Below are 20554 nucleotides of genomic sequence, written 5' to 3'. Positions count from 1 at the left end.
CTCAATGCCCCGGCAGCTGGCGATGAACGTCGATGATATTGGGCAGCTGGCTGATTTTGTCCATCAGCCGGCCCAGATCTTCAAGGCGCGCGATCTCGAGGGTAATCAGCAGCCCCGCGGTGCTCTGGGTTTTGTCGGTGCGGGTGTTCACCGCCAGCACGTTGACCTTCTCGTTGGCGGTGACCACCATGATATCGCGCAGCAGGCCGTGACGGTCGTAGGCGTCGATACGGATATCGACGGTGTAGTGGGAGCCTTCGCCCTCCCCCCAGCTCACCTCGATCATGCGCTCATGCTCGAGGTCTTCCAGTTGCAGCGCGTTGAGGCAGTCCTGACGATGAATCGAAACACCGCGCCCCTGAGTGATGTAACCGACGATGTCATCACCGGGCATCGGCTTGCAGCAGGCGGCAATGGTGGTCAGCAGGTTGCCCACGCCACAGATGGTCACCTCATCCGCCTTGCGCCGGCGCTCGCGTCCGCTGGCGGCAAAATCCAGCGCCAACTGGTCGTCGATGGGATGTCCTTCAGGGCTGCGCTGGGCGGCGCCGATCAACTGACTGATGCGCAGGTCGCCGGCCCCTAGCGCAACGTACAGGTCTTCAGCGTGATTGAAATGCAGCCGCTCAGCCAGCGCCTCATAGCTGATGTCAGTCAGCGCCAGGCGCTTCAGCTCGCGCTCGGCGATATGGCGACCGGCGACCAGGTTCTGGTCGCGCGCCTGCTCCTTGAACCAGTGGCGGATCTTGGCGCGCGCCCGTGACGAGGTCACAAATCCCAGATTGGGGTTCATCCAGTCGCGACTGGGGCCTCCGGATTTGGTGGTCAGAATCTCCACCTGATCGCCGGTTTTCACCTTGGTGGTCAGCGGCACGATACGGCCATTGATCTTGGCACCGCGACACCGGTGGCCAACCTCGGTGTGCACCCGGTAGGCAAAATCCAGTGGCGTAGCGCCCGCACCCAGATCAACTACGTGACCATCGGGGGTAAAGGCGTAGATGCGGTCGTGTTCGATATCACCCTTGAGCTGGTCCACCAACTCGCTGGCGTTACCGATATCGTCCTGCCATTCCAGCACCTGCCGCAGCCAAGCGATCTTGTTTTCATAGCTATCGCTTTTGCTTGAGGTATCCGTGCCCTTGTAGAGCCAGTGCGCACAGACCCCCAGTTCGGCGTCATCGTGCATCTGGAAGGTGCGAATCTGCACCTCCAGCACTTTGCCGGAAGGGCCGAATACCGCGGTGTGCAGCGAACGATAACCGTTCTTCTTGGGGGAGGCGATATAGTCGTCAAACTCGTGCGGAATGTTCTTCCACAAGCTGTGAACGATTCCCAGCACCGCGTAACAGTCGCGCGGCTCCGGTACCAGAATCCGCACCGCGCGCACGTCGTAGACCTGATGAAAATCGATCTGCTTGCGCTGCATCTTGCGCCAGATGCTGTAGATATGCTTGGCGCGCCCCATCAGCTCGCCCTCGATGCCGGCTTTTTCAAGCTCACCCCGCAGGGTAGCCAGCACGTCATTGATATACTGCTGCCGGTCGAGGCGTTTTTCATCCAGCAGTTGGGCGATCTGCTTGTAGGCATTGGGCTGCAGGTAGCGGAAGCTCAGGTCTTCCAGTTCCCACTTGATATGGCCGATCCCCAAGCGATGCGCCAGCGGCGCATAGACATCGAAGACTTCACGCGCGACCCGGTAGCGGCGCTTACGATCGCTGTTCTTGACCGCTCGGATGGCACAGGTCCGCTCCGCCAGTTTTATCAGCGCAACCCGCACATCCTCGATCATGGTGACCAACATCTTGCGGACGTTGTCCAGTTGGCCTTCACTCTGCCCCAGCACGGAGTCCGGCGTCGGGTGGATGATATTGCCAATCGCCGCCATCTGCAGCACCCCGGAGACCAGCTTGGCAACCGGGTCACCGAACTCATCCCGTACGCGGCGGATACTGAGTTTTTTCTCGCGCACGCCGCGATAGAGCACCGCGGCGACCAGCGCGTCCTGATCCAGTCGCAGGTCGGCGAGAATTTCCGCCATCTCCAGGCCGGTAATGAAACTTCCCGGGGTGTTCTCTGCCCACAGATCCTCACGAGCCGGCATTTTGTCCTGGGCTTCACGGCTGACTTCACACGCTCGCAACAGAACGTTGACGTCACGCACGTTGCCGTCTTTCTGAATCCGCGTCAGCCAGCGATCAAGATTGACCGAGCCATCGGGATCGATGGGGTGGTCTTCTCTTACTTTAACCATGTGATACTGCAACTCCCGGCATTCGATAGGGGCCCTGGGTTGTTATTTTATGCGGGCGTCGGCCACTTCCTGCAGCCGTCTGGGCTGGTTCACCCCGAGAAACAAAGCAGGCATTATCCCACGCTGGCCGCATAGCTCAAGTCAGGCCGACTCGGGCGAATCAAAGACCCCGGTGGAGAGGTAACGATCACCACGATCGCAAATAATGCAAACGATCACCGCATTCTCGACTTCGCGCGACAGACGCAGCGCACCGGCCACGGCGCCGCCTGAAGAAACCCCGCAGAAAATACCTTCCTGGCGGGCCAATTCACGCATGGTCCGCTCTGCATCGGACTGGGCCATATCGATCACCCGATCGACGCGGGTGGCGTCAAAAATCTTGGGCAGATAGGCTTCCGGCCAACGCCGGATCCCCGGTATGCTGGCGCCATCTTCCGGCTGCAGGCCGACAATCTGTACCTCGGGGTTTTGGCTTTTGAGGTATTGGGATACCCCCATAATGGTGCCGGTGGTCCCCATGGCGCTGACAAAATGGGTGATTCGGCCACCGGTTTGCTGCCAGATTTCCGGCCCGGTACCTTCAAGGTGCGCCACCGGATTGTCAGCATTGGCGAACTGGTCCAGTACCTTACCCTCGCCGCGCTGCTGCATCGCCATCGCCAGATCGCGTGCGCCCTCCATCCCCTGAGCCTTGGTCACCAGTACCAACTCAGCACCGTAGGCACTCATCGCCGCCTTGCGCTCGGCGCTCATGTTATCCGGCATGACCAAAACCAGACGATAGCCCTTGATCGCGGCCGCCATCGCCAGGGCGATGCCGGTATTGCCGCTGGTCGCCTCGATCAGGGTATCGCCGGCGGCTATATCGCCCCGGGCCTCGGCGCGGGCAATCATACTCAGCGCTGGACGATCTTTGACCGAGCCGGCCGGGTTGTTGCCTTCGAGCTTGACCAGAAGGGTGTTGCTGGTATCACCGGGCAAACGCTGCAGGCGCACCAGCGGGGTATTGCCAACACAGGCTTCAATCGTAGGAAACTCAATACTCATACCACATCACTCTTGGTGTTCGCTCCGGCGCTCCAGCACGACAAAAGCGATCACATGATCCTGTTCGTCGCTCAAACTGACGTGCAACGCGTCAATCTGTTGCACCTGTTGCAACTCCGCCGCCCGGCCACACAGGTGCAGCAGCGGCGCGCCGGAGGCTGCATGCCTGAGCTGGATATGGTGCCACGACACTCCTTTTGCAATACCGGTGCCCAACGCCTTGGACGCTGCCTCTTTGACCGCGAAACGTTTGGCCAGAAACACCGCCGGACGCGCTGCCGCGGCGTATTCAGCGCGCTCTTCAGGGGCCAGGATACGCTCCGCAAAGCGCGGACCACTGCGCTCAAGTGCAGCAGCGATTCGTTTAATCTGCACCAGATCGGTGCCAATACCAGCAATCACGATAGTTCCTCCGGGGCACCGCCCCCCGAGCCCAGCCGCTGCTCGGGGACTGCAGCAAGAGCACTGGTCTGAAACAGGCTGCGGCTGCGTAGAGGCCTGCCCCCCAAATGCACCGCCAGCGCACGGCGCATCAGCCCTTTGGCCACACGCCGCACCTGCGGGTCAGCATAATCGTCACCACCCACGGCCATGATCACGGCGCCCGGGATAGCGCCGGTTGCATCACCGGCCGGCAGCGGGTTAAACCCTGCAGCGGGGTCAAAGCAGTATTGCTGGGCGGGATCGATCGGCATGCCCGCCAGATCGTGGGTAAAACTGACACCGAAACCGAGCTCCTCCAGCAGGCGAACCTCGAACATCCGCAGCACCGCCTCCTCCGTTTCAAGATCGCCGAGCTGCTCCAGGCTAAAACGATAGAGGGCAAAGACACGAGGGTAAGGCTCATCTGCCGGCAGCAGGCGTACCAGCAGTTCATTGAGATAAAGGCCGCACCAGAGCGAGCGACCGGCAAGCGGATGCGCGAGCCCGACACCTTCACCATCCTGAATGGTTTTGAGCTCGCCGCGCCCCCGCCAGCTGACGCTCAGGGGTTGGAAGCTGCGCAGCAGCTCGCGCTTGCGCGAGCGCGGCTGCCGCACTCCCTTGAGGACTCCGCGTACGCGACCGAATTCCGGGGTGAGCAGATCAATCAACGCCGAGGTTTCACGGTAGGGGCGACTGTGCAGCAGATACGCATTCTGCCCCAGAACCGAATCAGCCGAGCTCGTCATAGCCCAGACTGCGCAGGGCCCGTTCGTCGTCGGACCAGCCGCTCTTGACCTTCACCCACAGGCGCAGCATCACCTTGGCATCGAACATCCGCTCCATATCGATCCGCGCTTCCTGGCCGATCAGACGGATACGCTCGCCCCTATTGCCGATGATGATTTTCTTTTGCCCCTGGCGCTCGACCAGGATCAGCGCCGCTATGTGCAAGATACCCTCGTCGAAACCGAACTCTTCGATCTCCACCGTCATCTGGTAGGGCAATTCGTCGCCGAGCTGGCGCATGATTTTTTCCCGCACCAGCTCAGCGGCAAGAAAGCGCGAGCTGCGATCCGTTATCTGATCTTCGGGGAAGTAATGAAACCCCTCCGGCAGCAGATCAAGAATCAGGGTTTCAAGACGTTCAACGTTATGCCCCTGTTTCGCGGACAGCGGAATGATGGCGGTAAACTCCCGCTTGCCGGCCAGCTGCTGCAGCTGGGGCAGCAGGGCGTCCTTATCATCCAGACGGTCGACCTTGTTAACCGCCAGAATCACCGGCACGCGGGTGTGCTGGAGTTTTTCCAGCACAATCTCGTCCTCGTCGGTCCAGCGATCCCGGTCGACTATGAAGATCACCACATCAACCCCGGACAGGGCCGAACTGGCGGCCCGGTTCATGTAGCGATTGATCGCTTTGCCGCCATCCTTGTGCAGACCGGGGGTATCGACGTAGATCACCTGATCCTTGCCCTCGGTTTTGATCCCCAGGATCTGGTGCCGGGTCGTCTGTGGTTTGCGTGAGGTGATACTCAGTTTCTGGCCGAGAATGCGGTTCAACAGGGTGGACTTACCCACATTGGGGCGCCCAACAATAGCCACATAGCCGCTTCGGGTGGGCGCTGTTTGCGAAGATTCAACCATGACGATTACGCCTCGACGCCGAGCGCCAGCAGGGCCGCGGCAGCGGCATTTTGTTCCGCCAGCCGGCGACTTTTGCCGCTGCCGGAAGAGGGGGTTGTCAGAAGCGCTACTTCGCAATCGATATAGAACTGCTGGGCATGCGCCTCCCCTTCCACCTTGATCAGATGGTACTTGGGCAGTTCCGCGCGGCGGGACTGCAGATACTCCTGCAAGCGGGTCTTGGGATCCTTGCGGGTGTCATCCAGTGTCAGATCGTCAAGACGCGGTTGGTACCAGGCCAGAATCCTCTCGCGACAGGGCTCCATGCCTGCATCCAGATAGATCGCGCCGATAATGGCTTCGAACGCATCGGCCAAAATCGATTTGCGATTGAAGCCACCACTTTTCAACTCCCCTGCACCCAGCCGCAGAAACTCGCTAAGGTCCATCTCGCGCGCCAACTCCGCCAGGGTCACCCCTTTGACCAAGCGTGCCCGCAACCGGCTCAACTGCCCCTCGGCGGCCTCTGGAAACTTGGAGAACAACGCATCGGCGATGACGAAGTTGAGGATGGAATCCCCCAGGAACTCAAGCCGCTCATTGTTACGAGCGCCGCAGCTGCGGTGGGTCAGCGCCAGCTCGGCCAGTGACTCGTCGGCAAACCGATAACCCAGCACTCGCCCCAGACGTTCGATGGGATTACTCAAGTTCCTGCCCCGTAAAGCGCTGTTTAAAGGACATGACCGCATCGACGTTATGGAAAATCGGAGTACGGATCTCGTAGTCAACGTCGAAATGAACGGTGCCTTTATCCTTGGAAATCGTCAGAAAGTCTTTCGGCAGCTTCATGTTGTTGATACCAAGCTTTTTTTCCACGTTCAGCTTGATCGTGCGCATATCCTTTGCCAGTTCTGCTCTGTCCGCTGTCGTAGACTCCATAATATCCTGCAGGGTGTAAAAATCCGCATAGGCCGGTGCCAGCTTGAACGCGATAGACAGGAAAATACCCGCCACCGTCAGCACCGAGATCAGCCCGGTGAAACTCCAACCACCTTGGGTTACCAATCTGCGCATCGTTGTGCTCCTATTCGATCACGCCATTGTTCTTAAAGCTTGGCAGAGAGAACCAGTTCTCCCAGTGCATCCACACAGCAAACGCCTTGCCAACGATCAGCTCGTCGGGGACAAAACCCCAAAAGCGGCTGTCGTTACTGTTGTCCCGGTTGTCACCCACCATGAAGTAGTGACCCTCGGGCACGACCCACTCCTTGGCCGGGCGCGGGCGGACCAGATCCTTGTAGATGCGGTGCTCGACGTCGCCCAACTGCTCGCGCAACAACTCACGCCGGGGTTCTAACGGCGGCAACTGCGCAAGCAACGCCTGCGGTGCCGCTTCACCATTGATAATCAGTGTTTTGTTATCATAGCGGATCCGATCACCAGGAAGGCCAACCACCCGCTTGATATAGTTTATCCGCGGATTATTGGGATACTTGAACACCACCACATCGCCACGCTCGGGATCGTTGATCGGTACCACCTTGGTATTGAGCACCGGCAGACGAATACCGTAGTGGTACTTGTTTACCAGGATAAAATCACCGATCTCCAGCGTCGGCAGCATGGAACCCGAGGGGATTTGAAAGGGCTCCACCAGAAAAGAGCGCAGGACCAGCACCAACGCCAACACCGGAAAAAACGACTTGGAGTATTCAACCACCAGGGGCTCCGGAGCCAGCTTGCGCCGGGTGTCCTCATCCAGCGCGGCACCGGTCTCGCTCTCAACCCCGGTCAGCACCGCCTGACGCTTGGGTGCCAGCAGCCAATGATCAACCGCCCAAACCACGCCGGTAACGGTAACCGCAATCACCAGAACCAAAGAAAAATCAATATCCATTAATTAGTTATCCATCTTGAGCACGGCCAGAAAAGCTTCCTGTGGTACTTCTACGCGACCGACCTGCTTCATCCGTTTCTTGCCCTCTTTCTGCTTCTGCAGCAGCTTCTTCTTACGGCTGACGTCACCGCCATAGCACTTAGCGGTCACATTCTTGCGCAGGGCCTTTACCGTTGTGCGAGCGATGATCTTGCCGCCGATCGCCGCCTGAATCGCCACATCAAACATCTGTCGGGGTATCAGTTCCTTCATCTTCTCGCACAACATCCGCCCCCGGTACTGGGCGTTATCCCGATGCATAATCACCGCCAGAGAATCGACTCGCTCGCTGTTGATCAGTACATCGACCCGCACCAAGCTGGCGGCCTGGAAGCGTTCAAAGCTGTAATCCAGTGACGCATAACCACGGCTGACCGACTTCAGGCGGTCGAAGAAGTCCATTACCACTTCACTCATCGGTAGCTCATAGGTCACCGCTACCTGATTGGCCATATAGTGCATGTCTCGCTGCACACCCCGTTTTTCCACACACAGGGTGATGACCGGGCCAAGATACTCCTGCGGCACCAGAATATTGGCGACCACAATCGGCTCACGCATCTCTTTGATGGCGCCGAAATCGGGCAATTTGGAGGGGCTGTCAACGTAAACAACCTCACCGGAGTTAAGCTCCACCTCGTAAACCACCGTCGGTGCCGTAGTGATCAGGTCAAGGTTATACTCCCGCTCCAGCCGCTCCTGAATGATCTCCATGTGCAGCATGCCGAGGAAGCCACAACGAAAACCAAAACCCAGCGCATCGGAGGTCTCGGGCTCATACACCAACGATGCGTCATTGAGAGTCAGCTTGCCCAGGGCATCACGAAAGTCTTCGTAATCATCGGTGGAGATCGGGAACATCCCGGCATAAACCTGCGGCTTGACCCGCTGGAACCCGGGCAGACTCTCGACATCCGGGGTTTTGATCAGGGTCAGCGTGTCGCCTACCGGAGCCCCATGGATATCCTTGATGCCGGCGACCACATACCCCACCTCACCGGCACGCAAAACTCCCGTTTCCTTGCGTTTGGGGGTAAAGACGCCAACGCTGTCCACCGGGTGGCTGTTCTTGGTGGATTTGACCAGAATTTTGTCCTTTACCTTGAGTGTCCCCTGCATCACCCGCACCAGTGACACCACACCCAGATAGTTGTCGAACCAGGAATCGATGATCAGCGCTTGCAAAGGCGCATCGACATCACCCACCGGGGGCGGCACCACATCAATAAGACGTTCAAGCACATCCTCAATACCCATGCCGCTCTTGGCGCTGGTCAGCACCGCGTCGGTGGCATCAATACCGATGACCTCTTCAATTTCCTGCTTGACGCGATCCGGCTCCGCCTGGGGCAGATCCATCTTGTTAAGAACCGGCATCACCTCGAGCCCCTGCTCGATGGCGGTGTAACAGTTGGCCACCGACTGCGCCTCAACGCCCTGCGCCGCATCAACGATCAGCAGCGCACCTTCGCAGGCCGCCAGCGAGCGCGACACTTCATAGGAAAAGTCAACGTGTCCCGGGGTATCGATAAAGTTAAGCTGATAGATCTCGCCGTTACGGGCGTTGTAGTTAAGGGTAACGCTTTGCGCTTTGATGGTGATACCGCGCTCGCGCTCGATATCCATGGAGTCCAGCACCTGGGCCGACATTTCGCGCTGCTCCAGGCCGCCGCACAACTGGATAATGCGATCGGCCAGAGTAGACTTGCCATGATCAATATGGGCAATGATAGAAAAATTGCGGATGTGCTTAAGGTCGCTCACCGGTGAAACGCTCTAAAGGAGAAGGATTAATTAAGGGGCGCGATTTTAGCTTATTTAGGCCCACAGAGCCATGTGCACGCAGCCTGAAAACAGAGAGGGCGCCCGCGGCGCCCTCTCTGCTCTACTCTTGGATTTTAAGCGGCAGGAACAAAGGGCTACCTCGTCGTACGATCCTCATCGGAACAGCCTTGCCTTCCGGCAACGAGCTGGCGACCTCCTGAAACCTCGCAACATCAGTAATGGAGGCGCCATTCAGCATGGTAATCACATCGCCCGCAACCAGACCGGCATCGGCCCCCGGGCCCTGCTCAACCGAGCGCACCACAACGCCACCGCTGATATTCCATTTGGCACGCCGTTCCTCTTCCAGCGGAGAGACCTGAATACCCAGCCGGTTGCTGTTGGCTTCAGCATCACCACGAGCAGCGAGCGCCAGAGCATCCTCTTCGGGGAGCACACCGATGGTTACCGATAACGCCTTGTTGGAACCGTTTCGTACAACCTCCAACGGCACCGAACGGCCGGGTTTGATGCGCCCTACCAGCTGCGGCAGCTCCGACGATACCGAGATCGGATGGTCATTGAACTCGACGATGATATCACCCTCTTGCAAGCCCGCCTGCGCGGCAGGGCTATCCGGCAACACCTTGGCAACCAGGGCCCCCGCCGGTTTGTCCAGACCGAACGACTCGGCCAGATCTCGATTGACCTCCTGGATGATCACCCCAAGCCAGCCGCGGGAGACATGGCCACTCTCCTTCAGCTGCTCGACCACCTCCATCGCCATGGTGATGGGAATCGCAAAGGACAGCCCCATAAAGCCGCCGGAGCGCGTGTAAATCTGGGAGTTAATGCCGACCACCTCGCCATCCAGATTGAACAGCGGCCCGCCCGAGTTACCAGGGTTGATAGCCACATCCGTCTGGATGAACGGTACATAGTTTTCGTTGGCCAGGCTGCGCCCCTTGGCGCTGACGATGCCGGCGGTAACGGTATGATCAAAGCCGAACGGCGATCCGATAGCGAGTACCCACTCACCGACTTTCAGCCGGTCGGAATTGCCCAGCCGCACCACCGGCAGGTCGTCTGCTTCAATCTTGAGTAACGCCAGGTCAGAACGGGGATCGGCCCCAATCAGGGTTGCCTCCAACTCGCGTCGATCACTCAGGCGGACCATGATCGTATCCGCCTCTTTGACCACGTGATTATTGGTCAGCAGATAGCCATCTTCCGAGATGATAAAACCGGAGCCCAATGAGCGTGGATGACTCCGGCGCGGCGCATTGAAGCCGCGCTCGCCGAAGAAGTGCTTGAAAATCTCCGGCAGCTGCTCCGGGTTATAACCTTCGAGCGGATTGTCGTCTTTGCTCTCGTCACCATCGGCCGCACGAACAGAGCTGATATTGACAATGGCCGGGGAGGCCTCTTCAACCAAATCGGTAAAGTCTGGCAGGCTGGCGGCACGCGCAGCGTGACTGAACAACGCCAGCAGCAGCAATGCCGACAACACTCGCCACAGAGAATGAATATTCATTCGATCGCCTTCCTCACACAGCTGCGCACGGGTTACGCAGCCTTACGCAACACTTCCGGCTGGTAACGACAGTCTTGACTGCGCCCCGGCCCCCAATGCCTTACGCCCAGCAAACCGAGCCCCAAACCGACCATACCTGCCAGCGCAACCAAGCCTTCAGCAGCCCCCGACCATTGCGCGACCACCGCGGCGACAGCCATCGTTACCAGAGGGAGGAGATAAACCAGCGCCGACGCCGTGAGCAGGGAGGATTCCGCCAGACCCAGCACCACCGGGTCACCAGGGCTGAGAACCAGTTGCCGGGGATTGCGCGCCAGTACCCGAAACCGGGCCCCCTGGCCGATATCACTCAACAGCTTTTGCCCACACCCCTTGCGGGCGGAGCAGCTGCTACAGGCACTCTGGCGCACGGTTTCGACCCAGACGCCGCCGTCAGCGGCTTCGATAACCTGAGCGGATTCTTCAAGCATCGCCTCAACGTTCTACCAGCGCCACCGACGACGCGATACGGTCGGCCATCATCAACGGCAAGTCGCCGACCACCGTGACGAACTGGTCGCCAACCTGCTTACCAAAGGCCACCGTGCCGCCCTCCTGGATCGCGCCCGCACGCGCTTTGCGCTTACCAAAGGGTTCCACCGATACCGAGATCGCAGTACGGCCGTTGGAGTACAGCATCACTTCGGAATCTGGCATCACATCATGGCGAACCTGCTTGAACTCCCCTGGGATCCAGCCCGCGCTCCACTTCTCTGCACGCTCGCGCATCAAGGCATGATGCTGGTGGATGTAGTACTCCATCGATGACGACAGGCGGATAACATCCTGCTCACCCAGCGCAGGATGACGCGCCAGTTCGTTACTGCGACCATACTGGGCCGGAACCAAGCCAGAGCGACTGGGAGTCGGCGCCGGCAGGACACCGACCCCGGAAGAAGCCACCTGCGGCGCCGTATCCGGGGTATAGCTCTGTGCACCAAACATAACCATCGCCGTCACCGAGGCGGCTACGGCGACACTACCCAGCGGTTTCCAGAAACCTTTCAGCGACGCTTTCTGCTGATAGACCGGCTCCTCGTCAAGTGCTTTCCACACCGCGCCACTGATCTGAACATCCTCAGACCGGACCGACTCTCCCCGCAGCACAGCACCCGCCACCTGGTACCGTGCCCAAGTATCGGCAGCGTCATCGTCCATCTGCTGCAGCACGCGGCGAACCTCAAACTGGTCTGCCTCGTCATCCATCAGCGCAGAAAGAGACTGCTTAACTGACTCGCTCATCACCCACCTCTTACAAAAGAGTTTTCACCCTAACTCATCAACGGTGAAACGACCTTGTCGATCGCTTCGCGCGCCCGGAATATACGTGACCGCACCGTTCCCACGGGGCAGTCCATCACCCGGGCTATATCCTCATAGCTCATACCGTCAAACTCCCGCAGCGTCAGCGCAATGCGCAGATCCTCCGGAAGTTTGTGTAACGCCTGGTAAACCGCTTTTTCCAGCTCTGCCTTGTACAGCGCATTTTCCGGCGTCTCGATCTCTTTCAGCGACCGGTTGCTGTCATGGTGCTGCGCATCGTCGATATCCACATCGACATCAGGCGGCCTGCGCCCCTTGGCAACCAGATGGTTCTTGGCCGTATTGATGGCAATACGGTACAGCCACGTATAAAAAGCGCTTTCACCTCGAAATCCCGGCATCGCACGGTAGGCCTTGATAAACGCCTCCTGTGCAACATCCATCGCCTCGTGGTGGTCATAGACATAACGCCCCACCAAGCCGATAATCTTGTGCTGATACTTCTTTACCAGCAGATCGAACGCGCGCTTATCACCCTGCTGTACACGCTGAACCAGCTGCTGATCCGTGGTCGTTTGCTTTCCTGTAGACAATCCGTCGGGCCCCTGTCCAGGTCTGAAAATATGCCGCTAAGCTACAACTTAATCCCTACTTTAACAACCAAGTACACCCGCTGCCCGGCCTGTGACCCACTACGTCGACGCACGAAGTACTAGATAGGAACACGCCTGTTGCGGTAAGTTCCACAGCCTATCGTGATCCGTATCAGGTTATGATAGGCAACCTCGATTTTTTTAACCCATCTCGAACCTTGCAAACGAGTAGCGCCCGGCAGACATGAGCAAAGAGTTTCACTACGACGTCGTCATCATCGGCAGCGGTGCTGCCGGGCTGACTCTGGCACTGAAGCTGGCAGACCAATGCCGGATCGCAGTATTGAGCAAGGGCGAGCTAACGGCCGGATCGACCTATCTGGCCCAGGGCGGGATCGCGGCGGTGTGTGACGCCAACGATTCCACCCAAAGCCATTTCGACGACACCATGACCGCCGGCGGCCACCTCTGCCGGCCGGGCGCCGTACGCCAAACCGTCGAGGGCGGCCGTGCGGCGATAAACTGGCTGATCGAACAGGGGGTGCCGTTCACCCGCGATCCCGACGGTGCGCTCCATCTTACTAAGGAAGGGGGGCACAACCACCGCCGCGTAGTGCATGCCGCCGACGCCACCGGACGCGCGATCTCCGAGTCGCTGATTCACCAGGCCCGCCAGCACAGCAATATTGACCTGTTCCCGCACGCCATCGCTATCGACCTGATAACCCGTCGCAAGCTCAAGCTGGCGGACAACCGCTGCGTCGGCGCCTACGTACTGGACCAGCGCAGTGGTCACGTGGCGACCTATCTGTCGCCTTTCGTGGTGCTGGCCACCGGCGGAGCCAGCAAAGCCTACCTGTATACCAGCAACACCGACGGCGCTTCCGGTGACGGTATCGCCATGGCCTGGCGCGCCGGCTGCCGCGTTGCCAACCTCGAATTCAACCAGTTTCACCCCACCTGCCTGTATCACCCACAAGCCAAATCTTTTCTGATCAGCGAGGCCGTGCGCGGCGAAGGCGGCCGCTTGCTGCTGCCTGACGGCAGCCGCTTCATGGCCAATTTCGACCCCCGCGAAGAGCTGGCCCCCCGGGATGTCGTCGCCCGGGCTATCGATCACGAGATGAAACGCCTGGGTTGCGACTGCCTGTTCCTCGACATCTCCCACAAGCCGGCCGAGTTTGTCCGCAGCCACTTCCCTACCATTTACGCCAAGTGCCTCGAGTACGGGCTGGATATCACCCAGCAGCCGATCCCCGTGGTGCCCGCCGCCCACTACACCTGTGGCGGGGTCATGGCCGACGAACACGGCCGCACCGACATCCCGGGGCTCTATGCCATCGGCGAGACGGCATTTAGCGGCCTGCACGGTGCCAACCGGCTCGCCAGCAACTCACTGCTGGAGTGCATCGTTTTTGCCTCCGCAGCAGCCAACCACATTGCCAGCCAACTGGACCAGCAACCACCGCTTCCCACCACCCCGTTCTGGGACGAAAGCCAAGTCACCGACTCCGACGAAGACGTGGTAATTTCGCACAACTGGGACGAACTGAGACGCTTCATGTGGGATTACGTTGGCATCGTGCGCACCAAGAAACGCCTGCAACGCGCACTGAATCGGGTAAGCCTGCTGCAGCAGGAGATCAGTGATTACTACAGCAATTACAAAGTCACCAAAGACCTGATCGAGCTGCGCAATCTGGCAGTTGTGGCCGAGCTGATCATCCGCTCGGCCATGCGCCGCAAGGAGAGTCGCGGGCTGCACTACACTCTCAACTACCCCAACCTGCTGCCTGAGCAGCGCGATACCTTACTGACGCCGCACAACTACGACTGGGGCGGCGAAGAGCTCATTCGATAACGCAACTCAACCAGCAAGCGGCGAAAGCCCTCAGCTTCTGCAGCGTCGGCAAACAAAGGCAACCACAGCCGACGCCCGTCTGCTGTATGCAGCTCCAACAGCAGCGCAAATGAAAACAGGCGCGAATGGCGACCTATCTCGACAGGCTGCCAGCCGGTGCCGGCGAAGCGAATAGCCAGCTGTTCCTGATCCCAGCGCAGCCCGGCGATCCCGCGTTGACGACCAAGCTGACGATCGCTCCGGTAACGCGCCGCCATCAGCATCGCCAGTAACAGCAGTTGGAGCAATGGCGGCGTTCCGGACAACAAGACGGCAGCTATTGCTGCGAGATACAACCCTCCCAGCAGACAGCGCAGCTGTAGGGAGGGACGAAGATTCAACTGCTCAGGCCGGAATCCCATCGAGAATCAGCCCGACGATCCGTTTCAGGTCGGGATCTTCCGGCTCTGCGTTGCGCATGATCCAGCTGAAAATATCCTGATCCTCACAGGCAATCAGCTTCTCAAAACGCTGCTGATCTGCCTCTTCAAGACTTCGAAAGCGCTGCTCCAAAAACGGAATCAGCACCACATCAAGTTCCAGCATACCCCGCCGGCAGTGCCAGCCGAGACGGCGAATATCGACTTCGCTAAACATTCACAACCTCTCCAATCGAACGTGGCGCCATGATAGCACAGGCCTTGACAGGGGCGGTGCATCAATACACCCACGACTTTTAAGATTTTTTCCTATGGAGCCGGACAGGCGCTGGGCGTAGTATCGGTTCTGTAAACAGGGAGTGCGGACGGATGCCGCCGACTGTGAAGGATCCACAGCCTTGACCTAACAACACATGGAAAAGTGTTTCAGCAGGGATGCTGGAAGAAGGGCCTCAGGCAGGATCGCCGCAGGCCCTTTTCTTTTGCCCGCCATATGGCGGGCAATCAGATTACTGCGAATCGAAGCTCTTGATATTCAACTCTACTCGCCGGTTTGCCGCTCGCCCCGCGGCGGTGCCGTTATCGGCAACCGGATAACGCTCCCCCCAGCCTTTGCTTTGCAGACGCTGGCTCGCCACCCCGACATTACGCAAATAGCCCGCCACCGAGCTGGCTCGACGCTCAGACAACTGCTGGTTGTACTCGAAACTGCCCTGACTGTCGGTAAAGCCGTCAACCATCAACTGGGTTTGGTCAAACTTGGTCAACACTTTGGCTACCGAATCCAGCACTGGCATAAAGGATGAATTAAGGTCGTGCGAGTTGGTAGGAAAGGTGATATTCCCCGGCATCACCAAGCGGATCTCGTCGCCGTTACGCTGGACCTGAACGCCACTGCCTGCAAGCTCTTGCCGCAGCAGAGCCTCCTGCTGATCCATGTAATAACCAACCCCTCCGCCAACAGCACCGCCGACCAGAGCACCGGTCAAAATGCCCTTGTTGCGATCCCCCTTGCTGCTGGTCATCGCTCCCAGCACAGCTCCGGTAGCGGCACCGATACCCGCCCCCACGGTTGTATTGCTAGCCTTCTGTTCACCGGTATAGGGGTCGATGGTCTGGCAACCGGTGGCCACCACCACGGCGGCACCCAACGCTATCCATTTGTTCACAAAGTGCTCCTTTTGCTGCTGTAGATAAACCGCTCACCTCGGACTAAGAGGCTAGGACCTTGGACGACCGCACAAGTTCAGCCTACCCGCCCAACCGGCGTTCGAAAAAGCACGCTAAATACCTCTCATCGGTCATAAAAGCTACTTTTTTATGGCCCCGGTCCGCTAGTAACCTTCGATGACACCTTATAGAATGGAGCGAACAAATTCGCCACCGTTGTCGGTTTTTTCTTCCCGAGGAGAGTTCGTTGTCTCATCTACCAGTCATCGTCGGATTCGGAGGCATCAATCCGGCTGGACGCTCGTCATTTCATCACGCCTACCGGCGACTCATTATCGACAAGCTTGAGGCCGGCGACCGCGACAACATGCTCACCGGGCTGGCAACGCTGACCGGTCGTGCACGCTGGCAAGATGGCCAACTGGTTGCTTCTGATGGCAGTGCCATCGACAGCCAGCGCCTGCGGAGCGAACTCGCCCCCCAACTGCTCAACGACACCCTGATTCGCAAGATTCACCCCGACTGGTTCGACATTGACCATACCGTGTTCAATGCTCCCGCATCCATCTCGCCCGCGGAGAGCGGCTGCTCCTTTCAGCTGCGCAAGCGCCATTTGCCGTCCGATATCCCGCCGGGCTGGCAAATTCTTGATCTCGGCAAAGGCATGGTCGAGGTTCAGGTGAACGACAGCTTCGAGCTATTGTTCAAGGACACCCGAGCCTCGCAGGTTCGTGCCGCCGGCCAGCTACCCACCGGCTTTAGGCCGGGCGAGCTGTATCAGTCGCGCAACCACCCGCGCAACCTGCAGATGACGGTGTTCGGCGCCTCGGACGCGATCAATTCCGTTGGCATTCCGTGGGAACAGATCCGTAACCTGCTCCCTCCCGATCAGGTCGCCGTATACGCGGGTAACTCCATTGGTCAGCTGGACGACTACGGTTTTGGCGGACTACTGAAATCGCCAGTACAGGGCAAGCGGACCACCTCCAAGCAGATGCCTCTGGGCTACGGCCAGATGCCTGCCGATTTCGTTAACGCCTATCTGCTGGGCAATCTCGGCGCGACCGGCTCCTCTCTAGGAGCCTGCGCAACCTTCCTCTACAACTTGCGCAACGGGGTGGATGATATTCGCAGCGGCCGTCGTCGACTGGTACTGGTCGGCGGCAGCGACGCACCGGTAACGCCGGAAATCATCGAAGGCTTCCGGGCCATGGGCGCACTGGCCGAAGACAAGGACCTGTTGGCACTGGACGGTGTGAGCGTGTTGAGCGACGAACACTACCGCAGGACGTCGCGCCCCTTTGCCAACAACTGTGGCTTCACCATGGGTGAAGCCACCCAGTTTGTAGTGCTCTGCGATGATGCCCTGGCACTCGAACTCGGCGCTGATATTTTTGGCAGCGTCCCGGACGTCTTCATCAATGCAGACGGTCACAAGAAGTCGATCTCTGCTCCAGGAGTCGGCAACTACATCACCATGGGCCGGGCCGCGTCTCTGGTGCGCTCACTGCTCGGCGACGCAGCACTGAAACAGCGCAGTTTCGTCCAGGCACACGGCACCAGCACGCCGCAGAATCGCGTTACTGAATCCCATGTGATTAACGAAACGGCCAAAGCGTTCGGAATCAGCAACTGGCCCGTCGCCGCAATCAAGTGCTATCTGGGTCACTCCCAAGGCACCGCCGGGGGTGACCAGTTGGCCATCTCTCTCGGGGTGTGGCGCTACGGTTATATTCCGGGCATTACCACCCTGGATCAGGTTGCGGATGACGTCCACCGCAGCAATCTGCGTTTCGAACGTGACCACATCGAAGTCGGCCGCCAGGGCATCGACGCCGTGCTACTCAACTCCAAAGGCTTTGGCGGCAACAACGCCAGCGCCCCGGTTTTCAGTCCTGAAGCCACGTTGCAACTCATGCGTCGCAAGCACGGTATGGCGCCGTTCAAAGCGTACGAGGCAAAACTACAAGAGGTGCGCGCCTCGGCGGGCGAGTACGACCAGGAGGCAACCCGCGGCTTGAACCGCCCTACCTACCTGTTTGGACAGAATGTGCTATCCGGAGAAGATATGCAGATTACCGATCAGGAGATTCGGATTCCCGGTTACACTCAAGCCGTGCAGCTGGACACCAACCACGAACTCGACGATTACTGCGACCCGTAAGGTATTATTCCGCCGGGCAACCGACCCTGCTCAAGCAGCTTCAAGGCGCAACACCCGACAACTGTTGCGCCATAACTGCTCTGCCAGCTGTTCAGCCGGTCGCTGGCACACCTCCGCCAGCGCCTGCAGCACCTCAGGCAACTTTTCCGGGGAGTTGGGCTGCCCCTGATAGCCACATAAGGGCATATCCGGCGCATCAGTCTCCAGCACCAGAGCATCGTCCGGCATCGCCGCCAAGGTTCGCCGCAGCTTCCTGGCCCGCGGATAGGTCACGCCACCACCGACCCCCAGACAAAACCCCAGCTCCAGATAGCGTTCCGCCTGCTGCTGACTGCCACTGAATGCATGAACAATCCCTCCCTGAGTGAAGCTCCGCCGGCGCAACAACGCAATGGTCTGCTCATGCGCTTTACGGACATGCAATAGCACCGGCAACTGAAACCGCTCCGCCAACGCCAACTGGGCCTCGAAATACTCGCTCTGCTGCTTCAGCGTGCTGTCGCCATGCCACAAGTCCAGCCCGATCTCCCCCACTGCGCAGACGCGGCGCTCCGCCAACAGCGATTCCAGCTCAAGCAGGTGGTCAGGAAGATGATGCTCAACAAAACAGGGGTGCAACCCCAAGGCAGGCAACAGTGGCTCATGCATATCCGCCAACTGCATCAAACGCGGCCAGTGATCCGCTATCACGGCGGGAATTACGATTCTGGCTACACTCAGCCGAGCACAGCGCGACAACAGCGCCCTGTGCTGGCCATCAAAGACCGGGAAATCGAGGTGACAATGGGTATCGATCAGTGGCGGCATCAGCATGACAGGTATCCGGCGGCAGCGTCTGCCGCCAGTCTAGCCCCAAATCCAGGCAGACCGAAACCGGCTGCGCTCGGATACTCAGTCGTCGTCAACCTCGCCGAGATCGCTCTGACGGGGTCCGCTCTCACGCAACGGGGTCAGGAGCTCGGTATACATCTCTCGTGCTTGCGCGAGCTGACGCTGCCAGCCCTCACTGCCGTCAGCGCTCTCCGAGCGCGCTTCTAACTGCGGCCGCAATACCTCATCAAGCAGCTGATCTAACTGCGCAGGGACCTCCAGCAACTCCTCAGCCAAGCGTTGCGCCTCCCTTAACGCCGATACCAAACGCCCCAATCCACGCCCCGGGTCAGGCTCCGGATCAGCAGCAACGGTACGGTACTGGCTCACTGCCGCTTCGCTATAGCGCGCACTGACAGACGTTTGCTGCTCCAGCTGCAATGAAAATCCGGCAATCTCGCCGCTATCGTAGCCCAGCTGCTTCAATTTATCGAACGCAACCATGGCACCGCCATTAAAGAAACTATCCGATACCTCATTGAGCTGCGCAACTAACGCATCAATGGCCGCCACTTCGCCCTCATCCAGCTCTCCCTGAATTGACAACTCCACACCGGAGTGACGCTGGAGCGCTCCCTGCTGACGGCTGACAACCTCACTACCCTCTTCGGTCACGCGCTGCACTTGCTCAAGCGCCAGCGACCCACGTTGGTCACTGCTGAGCTGCAAACGAACTCGATCGCCGTCCCGGGTGGTCAACTCAAGTTCAAATGACTGGCGCTGCTGATAGCGAACCTCGGCGGAGCGGACACTTGCCGACATCGCCGCTCCGAGTCGGGTCGATTCGCGCGCGACCGGCGGCTCTGGGTCTTGACCACGAGCCCAGCCGTGCAAACTGCGACCAGGCGAACGGACCACGTCCTGCGACGCAGGATGGGGGGATGATAAAAAGGATGAGAAAGGAGCGAGATCCACGGCGACACCTCGATGCTGAACCACACAACGAGGTATCGGCCGCAGCGGTTACTTATTAACCGCTCAATTGAAACATCTGTTTACGCGTGAACATCGTAGTAGGAGTGACTGCGGTAGATAGCGCGAATAATCCACACCAACACCCCGGCCAGACAGAGCATAATCCCTGGCACCACACCCCAGGGCGGCGAAACACTGAGCAACACCAGGACCCCGACACCGAGATAAATAAAGGGCAGGTACTCATAGATAAATGCGGGGAAGAGCATAAAGCCCTTGCGGTTACGAATCAGCGCCGGCGAGGTCTTGCGCCGATAAGAGGAACGCATAACCCAGACCGCCGCGCCGCAGGCGTACAGAATGGCAGCAAAAAGATACACCAACCCGCCATCAGTGAACGCCATTACCGCCAGGGCAGACACAATATAAAGGTAAGGTAACGCTTCATAAAATCGCTTAGGTAACACTTCAAACACCTCCAACAGCTCTTGGAGTCACAAAAAAGCATTCAAGAATAACTGAAGCATTTCTTGTGCCAAGACCATAACACCTTGTTTACATTAACGCTTGCTGCATGAGCTGTTGAATTAGACGGTGGGAATGTAAAAAATGCTGACGTGATTATCTAACACACGTTTAAAATCGCGGTAACTAACGCAGCATAACTATCGCA

General features: G+C 58.8%; 21 protein-coding genes. 2 read left to right on the top strand and 19 right to left on the bottom strand.

Annotated elements, in window-relative coordinates:
* Nucleotide 1: 1 nt before the first annotated feature.
* The 13 genes from relA to rpoE form a co-directional block, all read right to left on the bottom strand.
* A complete protein-coding gene (gene relA / locus JJQ76_RS10210) occupies nucleotides 2–2254 on the bottom strand; it encodes a GTP diphosphokinase (RefSeq protein ID WP_210396714.1) in 2253 nt (750 codons plus the stop codon).
* Between the two features lie 141 nt (nucleotides 2255–2395).
* Nucleotides 2396–3304, bottom strand: a complete 909-nt coding sequence (cysM, locus tag JJQ76_RS10205; RefSeq protein WP_210396713.1) for a cysteine synthase CysM — start codon at nucleotides 3302–3304, stop codon at nucleotides 2396–2398.
* Between the two features lie 6 nt (nucleotides 3305–3310).
* Nucleotides 3311–3706, bottom strand: a complete 396-nt coding sequence (gene acpS / locus JJQ76_RS10200) for a holo-ACP synthase (RefSeq protein ID WP_210396712.1) — start codon at nucleotides 3704–3706, stop codon at nucleotides 3311–3313.
* The gene (gene recO, locus JJQ76_RS10195) at nucleotides 3703–4476 is read right to left on the bottom strand and encodes a DNA repair protein RecO (protein ID WP_210396711.1); all 774 of its coding nucleotides are present in this window, start codon (nucleotides 4474–4476) and stop codon (nucleotides 3703–3705) included. Before recO ends, acpS begins: the two co-directional genes overlap by 4 nt.
* Complete coding sequence (gene era, locus JJQ76_RS10190) at nucleotides 4460–5374, bottom strand: GTPase Era (protein WP_210396710.1); 915 nt, start codon at nucleotides 5372–5374, stop codon at nucleotides 4460–4462. The genes recO and era overlap by 17 nt, the downstream gene beginning before the upstream one ends.
* A gap of 5 nt (nucleotides 5375–5379) precedes the next feature.
* Complete coding sequence (gene rnc, locus JJQ76_RS10185) at nucleotides 5380–6060, bottom strand: ribonuclease III (protein ID WP_246480542.1); 681 nt, start codon at nucleotides 6058–6060, stop codon at nucleotides 5380–5382.
* Complete coding sequence (locus tag JJQ76_RS10180) at nucleotides 6053–6427, bottom strand: DUF4845 domain-containing protein (RefSeq protein WP_210396708.1); 375 nt, start codon at nucleotides 6425–6427, stop codon at nucleotides 6053–6055. Before JJQ76_RS10180 ends, rnc begins: the two co-directional genes overlap by 8 nt.
* Before the next feature lie 10 nt (nucleotides 6428–6437).
* Nucleotides 6438–7250 carry a signal peptidase I gene (lepB, locus tag JJQ76_RS10175; protein WP_210396707.1) on the bottom strand — a complete coding sequence of 271 codons (813 nt, stop codon included), beginning with the start codon at nucleotides 7248–7250 and terminating at the stop codon, nucleotides 6438–6440.
* 3 nt (nucleotides 7251–7253) lie between these two features.
* The gene (gene lepA / locus JJQ76_RS10170; RefSeq protein WP_210396706.1) at nucleotides 7254–9053 is read right to left on the bottom strand and encodes a translation elongation factor 4; all 1800 of its coding nucleotides are present in this window, start codon (nucleotides 9051–9053) and stop codon (nucleotides 7254–7256) included.
* 121 nt (nucleotides 9054–9174) lie between these two features.
* Complete coding sequence (locus JJQ76_RS10165; RefSeq protein WP_246480541.1) at nucleotides 9175–10587, bottom strand: DegQ family serine endoprotease; 1413 nt, start codon at nucleotides 10585–10587, stop codon at nucleotides 9175–9177.
* A gap of 32 nt (nucleotides 10588–10619) precedes the next feature.
* On the bottom strand, nucleotides 10620–11057 hold the full coding sequence (locus JJQ76_RS10160; RefSeq protein WP_210396704.1) for a SoxR reducing system RseC family protein: 438 nt from the start codon (nucleotides 11055–11057) through the stop codon (nucleotides 10620–10622).
* A gap of 4 nt (nucleotides 11058–11061) precedes the next feature.
* Nucleotides 11062–11868, bottom strand: a complete 807-nt coding sequence (locus JJQ76_RS10155) for a MucB/RseB C-terminal domain-containing protein (RefSeq protein ID WP_210396703.1) — start codon at nucleotides 11866–11868, stop codon at nucleotides 11062–11064.
* Between the two features lie 29 nt (nucleotides 11869–11897).
* Nucleotides 11898–12482 carry an RNA polymerase sigma factor RpoE gene (gene rpoE, locus JJQ76_RS10150; RefSeq protein ID WP_210396702.1) on the bottom strand — a complete coding sequence of 195 codons (585 nt, stop codon included), beginning with the start codon at nucleotides 12480–12482 and terminating at the stop codon, nucleotides 11898–11900.
* Nucleotides 12483–12726: 244 nt separating this feature from the next.
* Between rpoE and nadB the strand changes: the two genes are divergently transcribed.
* Nucleotides 12727–14343 (top strand): L-aspartate oxidase, encoded by a 1617-nt coding sequence (gene nadB / locus JJQ76_RS10145; protein ID WP_210396701.1) that lies wholly within the window; start codon nucleotides 12727–12729, stop codon nucleotides 14341–14343.
* Here the strand turns inward: nadB and JJQ76_RS10140 are convergent.
* The 3 genes from JJQ76_RS10140 to JJQ76_RS10130 form a co-directional block, all read right to left on the bottom strand.
* On the bottom strand, nucleotides 14310–14744 hold the full coding sequence (locus tag JJQ76_RS10140; RefSeq protein ID WP_210396700.1) for a protein YgfX: 435 nt from the start codon (nucleotides 14742–14744) through the stop codon (nucleotides 14310–14312). The two genes, nadB and JJQ76_RS10140, sit on opposite strands and share 34 nt — an antisense overlap.
* Nucleotides 14728–14979, bottom strand: a complete 252-nt coding sequence (locus tag JJQ76_RS10135; RefSeq protein ID WP_210396699.1) for an FAD assembly factor SdhE — start codon at nucleotides 14977–14979, stop codon at nucleotides 14728–14730. The genes JJQ76_RS10140 and JJQ76_RS10135 overlap by 17 nt, the downstream gene beginning before the upstream one ends.
* A 292-nt stretch (nucleotides 14980–15271) precedes the next feature.
* Nucleotides 15272–15931 (bottom strand): YiaD family glycine zipper/OmpA-like lipoprotein, encoded by a 660-nt coding sequence (locus tag JJQ76_RS10130; RefSeq protein WP_210396696.1) that lies wholly within the window; start codon nucleotides 15929–15931, stop codon nucleotides 15272–15274.
* Nucleotides 15932–16179: 248 nt separating this feature from the next.
* Between JJQ76_RS10130 and JJQ76_RS10125 the strand changes: the two genes are divergently transcribed.
* Nucleotides 16180–18096, top strand: a complete 1917-nt coding sequence (locus tag JJQ76_RS10125; protein WP_210396695.1) for a beta-ketoacyl synthase — start codon at nucleotides 16180–16182, stop codon at nucleotides 18094–18096.
* Nucleotides 18097–18126: 30 nt separating this feature from the next.
* On the opposite strand, the gene JJQ76_RS10120 is transcribed toward JJQ76_RS10125, so the two are convergent.
* From JJQ76_RS10120 to JJQ76_RS10110, 3 genes are all read right to left on the bottom strand, one after another.
* Nucleotides 18127–18909, bottom strand: a complete 783-nt coding sequence (locus JJQ76_RS10120) for a TatD family hydrolase (protein ID WP_246480540.1) — start codon at nucleotides 18907–18909, stop codon at nucleotides 18127–18129.
* A gap of 78 nt (nucleotides 18910–18987) precedes the next feature.
* The gene (locus JJQ76_RS10115; protein WP_210396693.1) at nucleotides 18988–19728 is read right to left on the bottom strand and encodes a hypothetical protein; all 741 of its coding nucleotides are present in this window, start codon (nucleotides 19726–19728) and stop codon (nucleotides 18988–18990) included.
* A gap of 233 nt (nucleotides 19729–19961) precedes the next feature.
* Nucleotides 19962–20348, bottom strand: a complete 387-nt coding sequence (locus JJQ76_RS10110; RefSeq protein ID WP_210396692.1) for a hypothetical protein — start codon at nucleotides 20346–20348, stop codon at nucleotides 19962–19964.
* Between the last annotated feature and the right edge of the window lie 206 nt (nucleotides 20349–20554).

Origin of the sequence: Motiliproteus sediminis, assembly GCF_017912535.1 — a bacterium.
Lineage (GTDB): Bacteria > Pseudomonadota > Gammaproteobacteria > Pseudomonadales > Balneatricaceae > Motiliproteus > Motiliproteus sediminis.
This window is presented reverse-complemented; position numbering and strand designations above follow the sequence as displayed.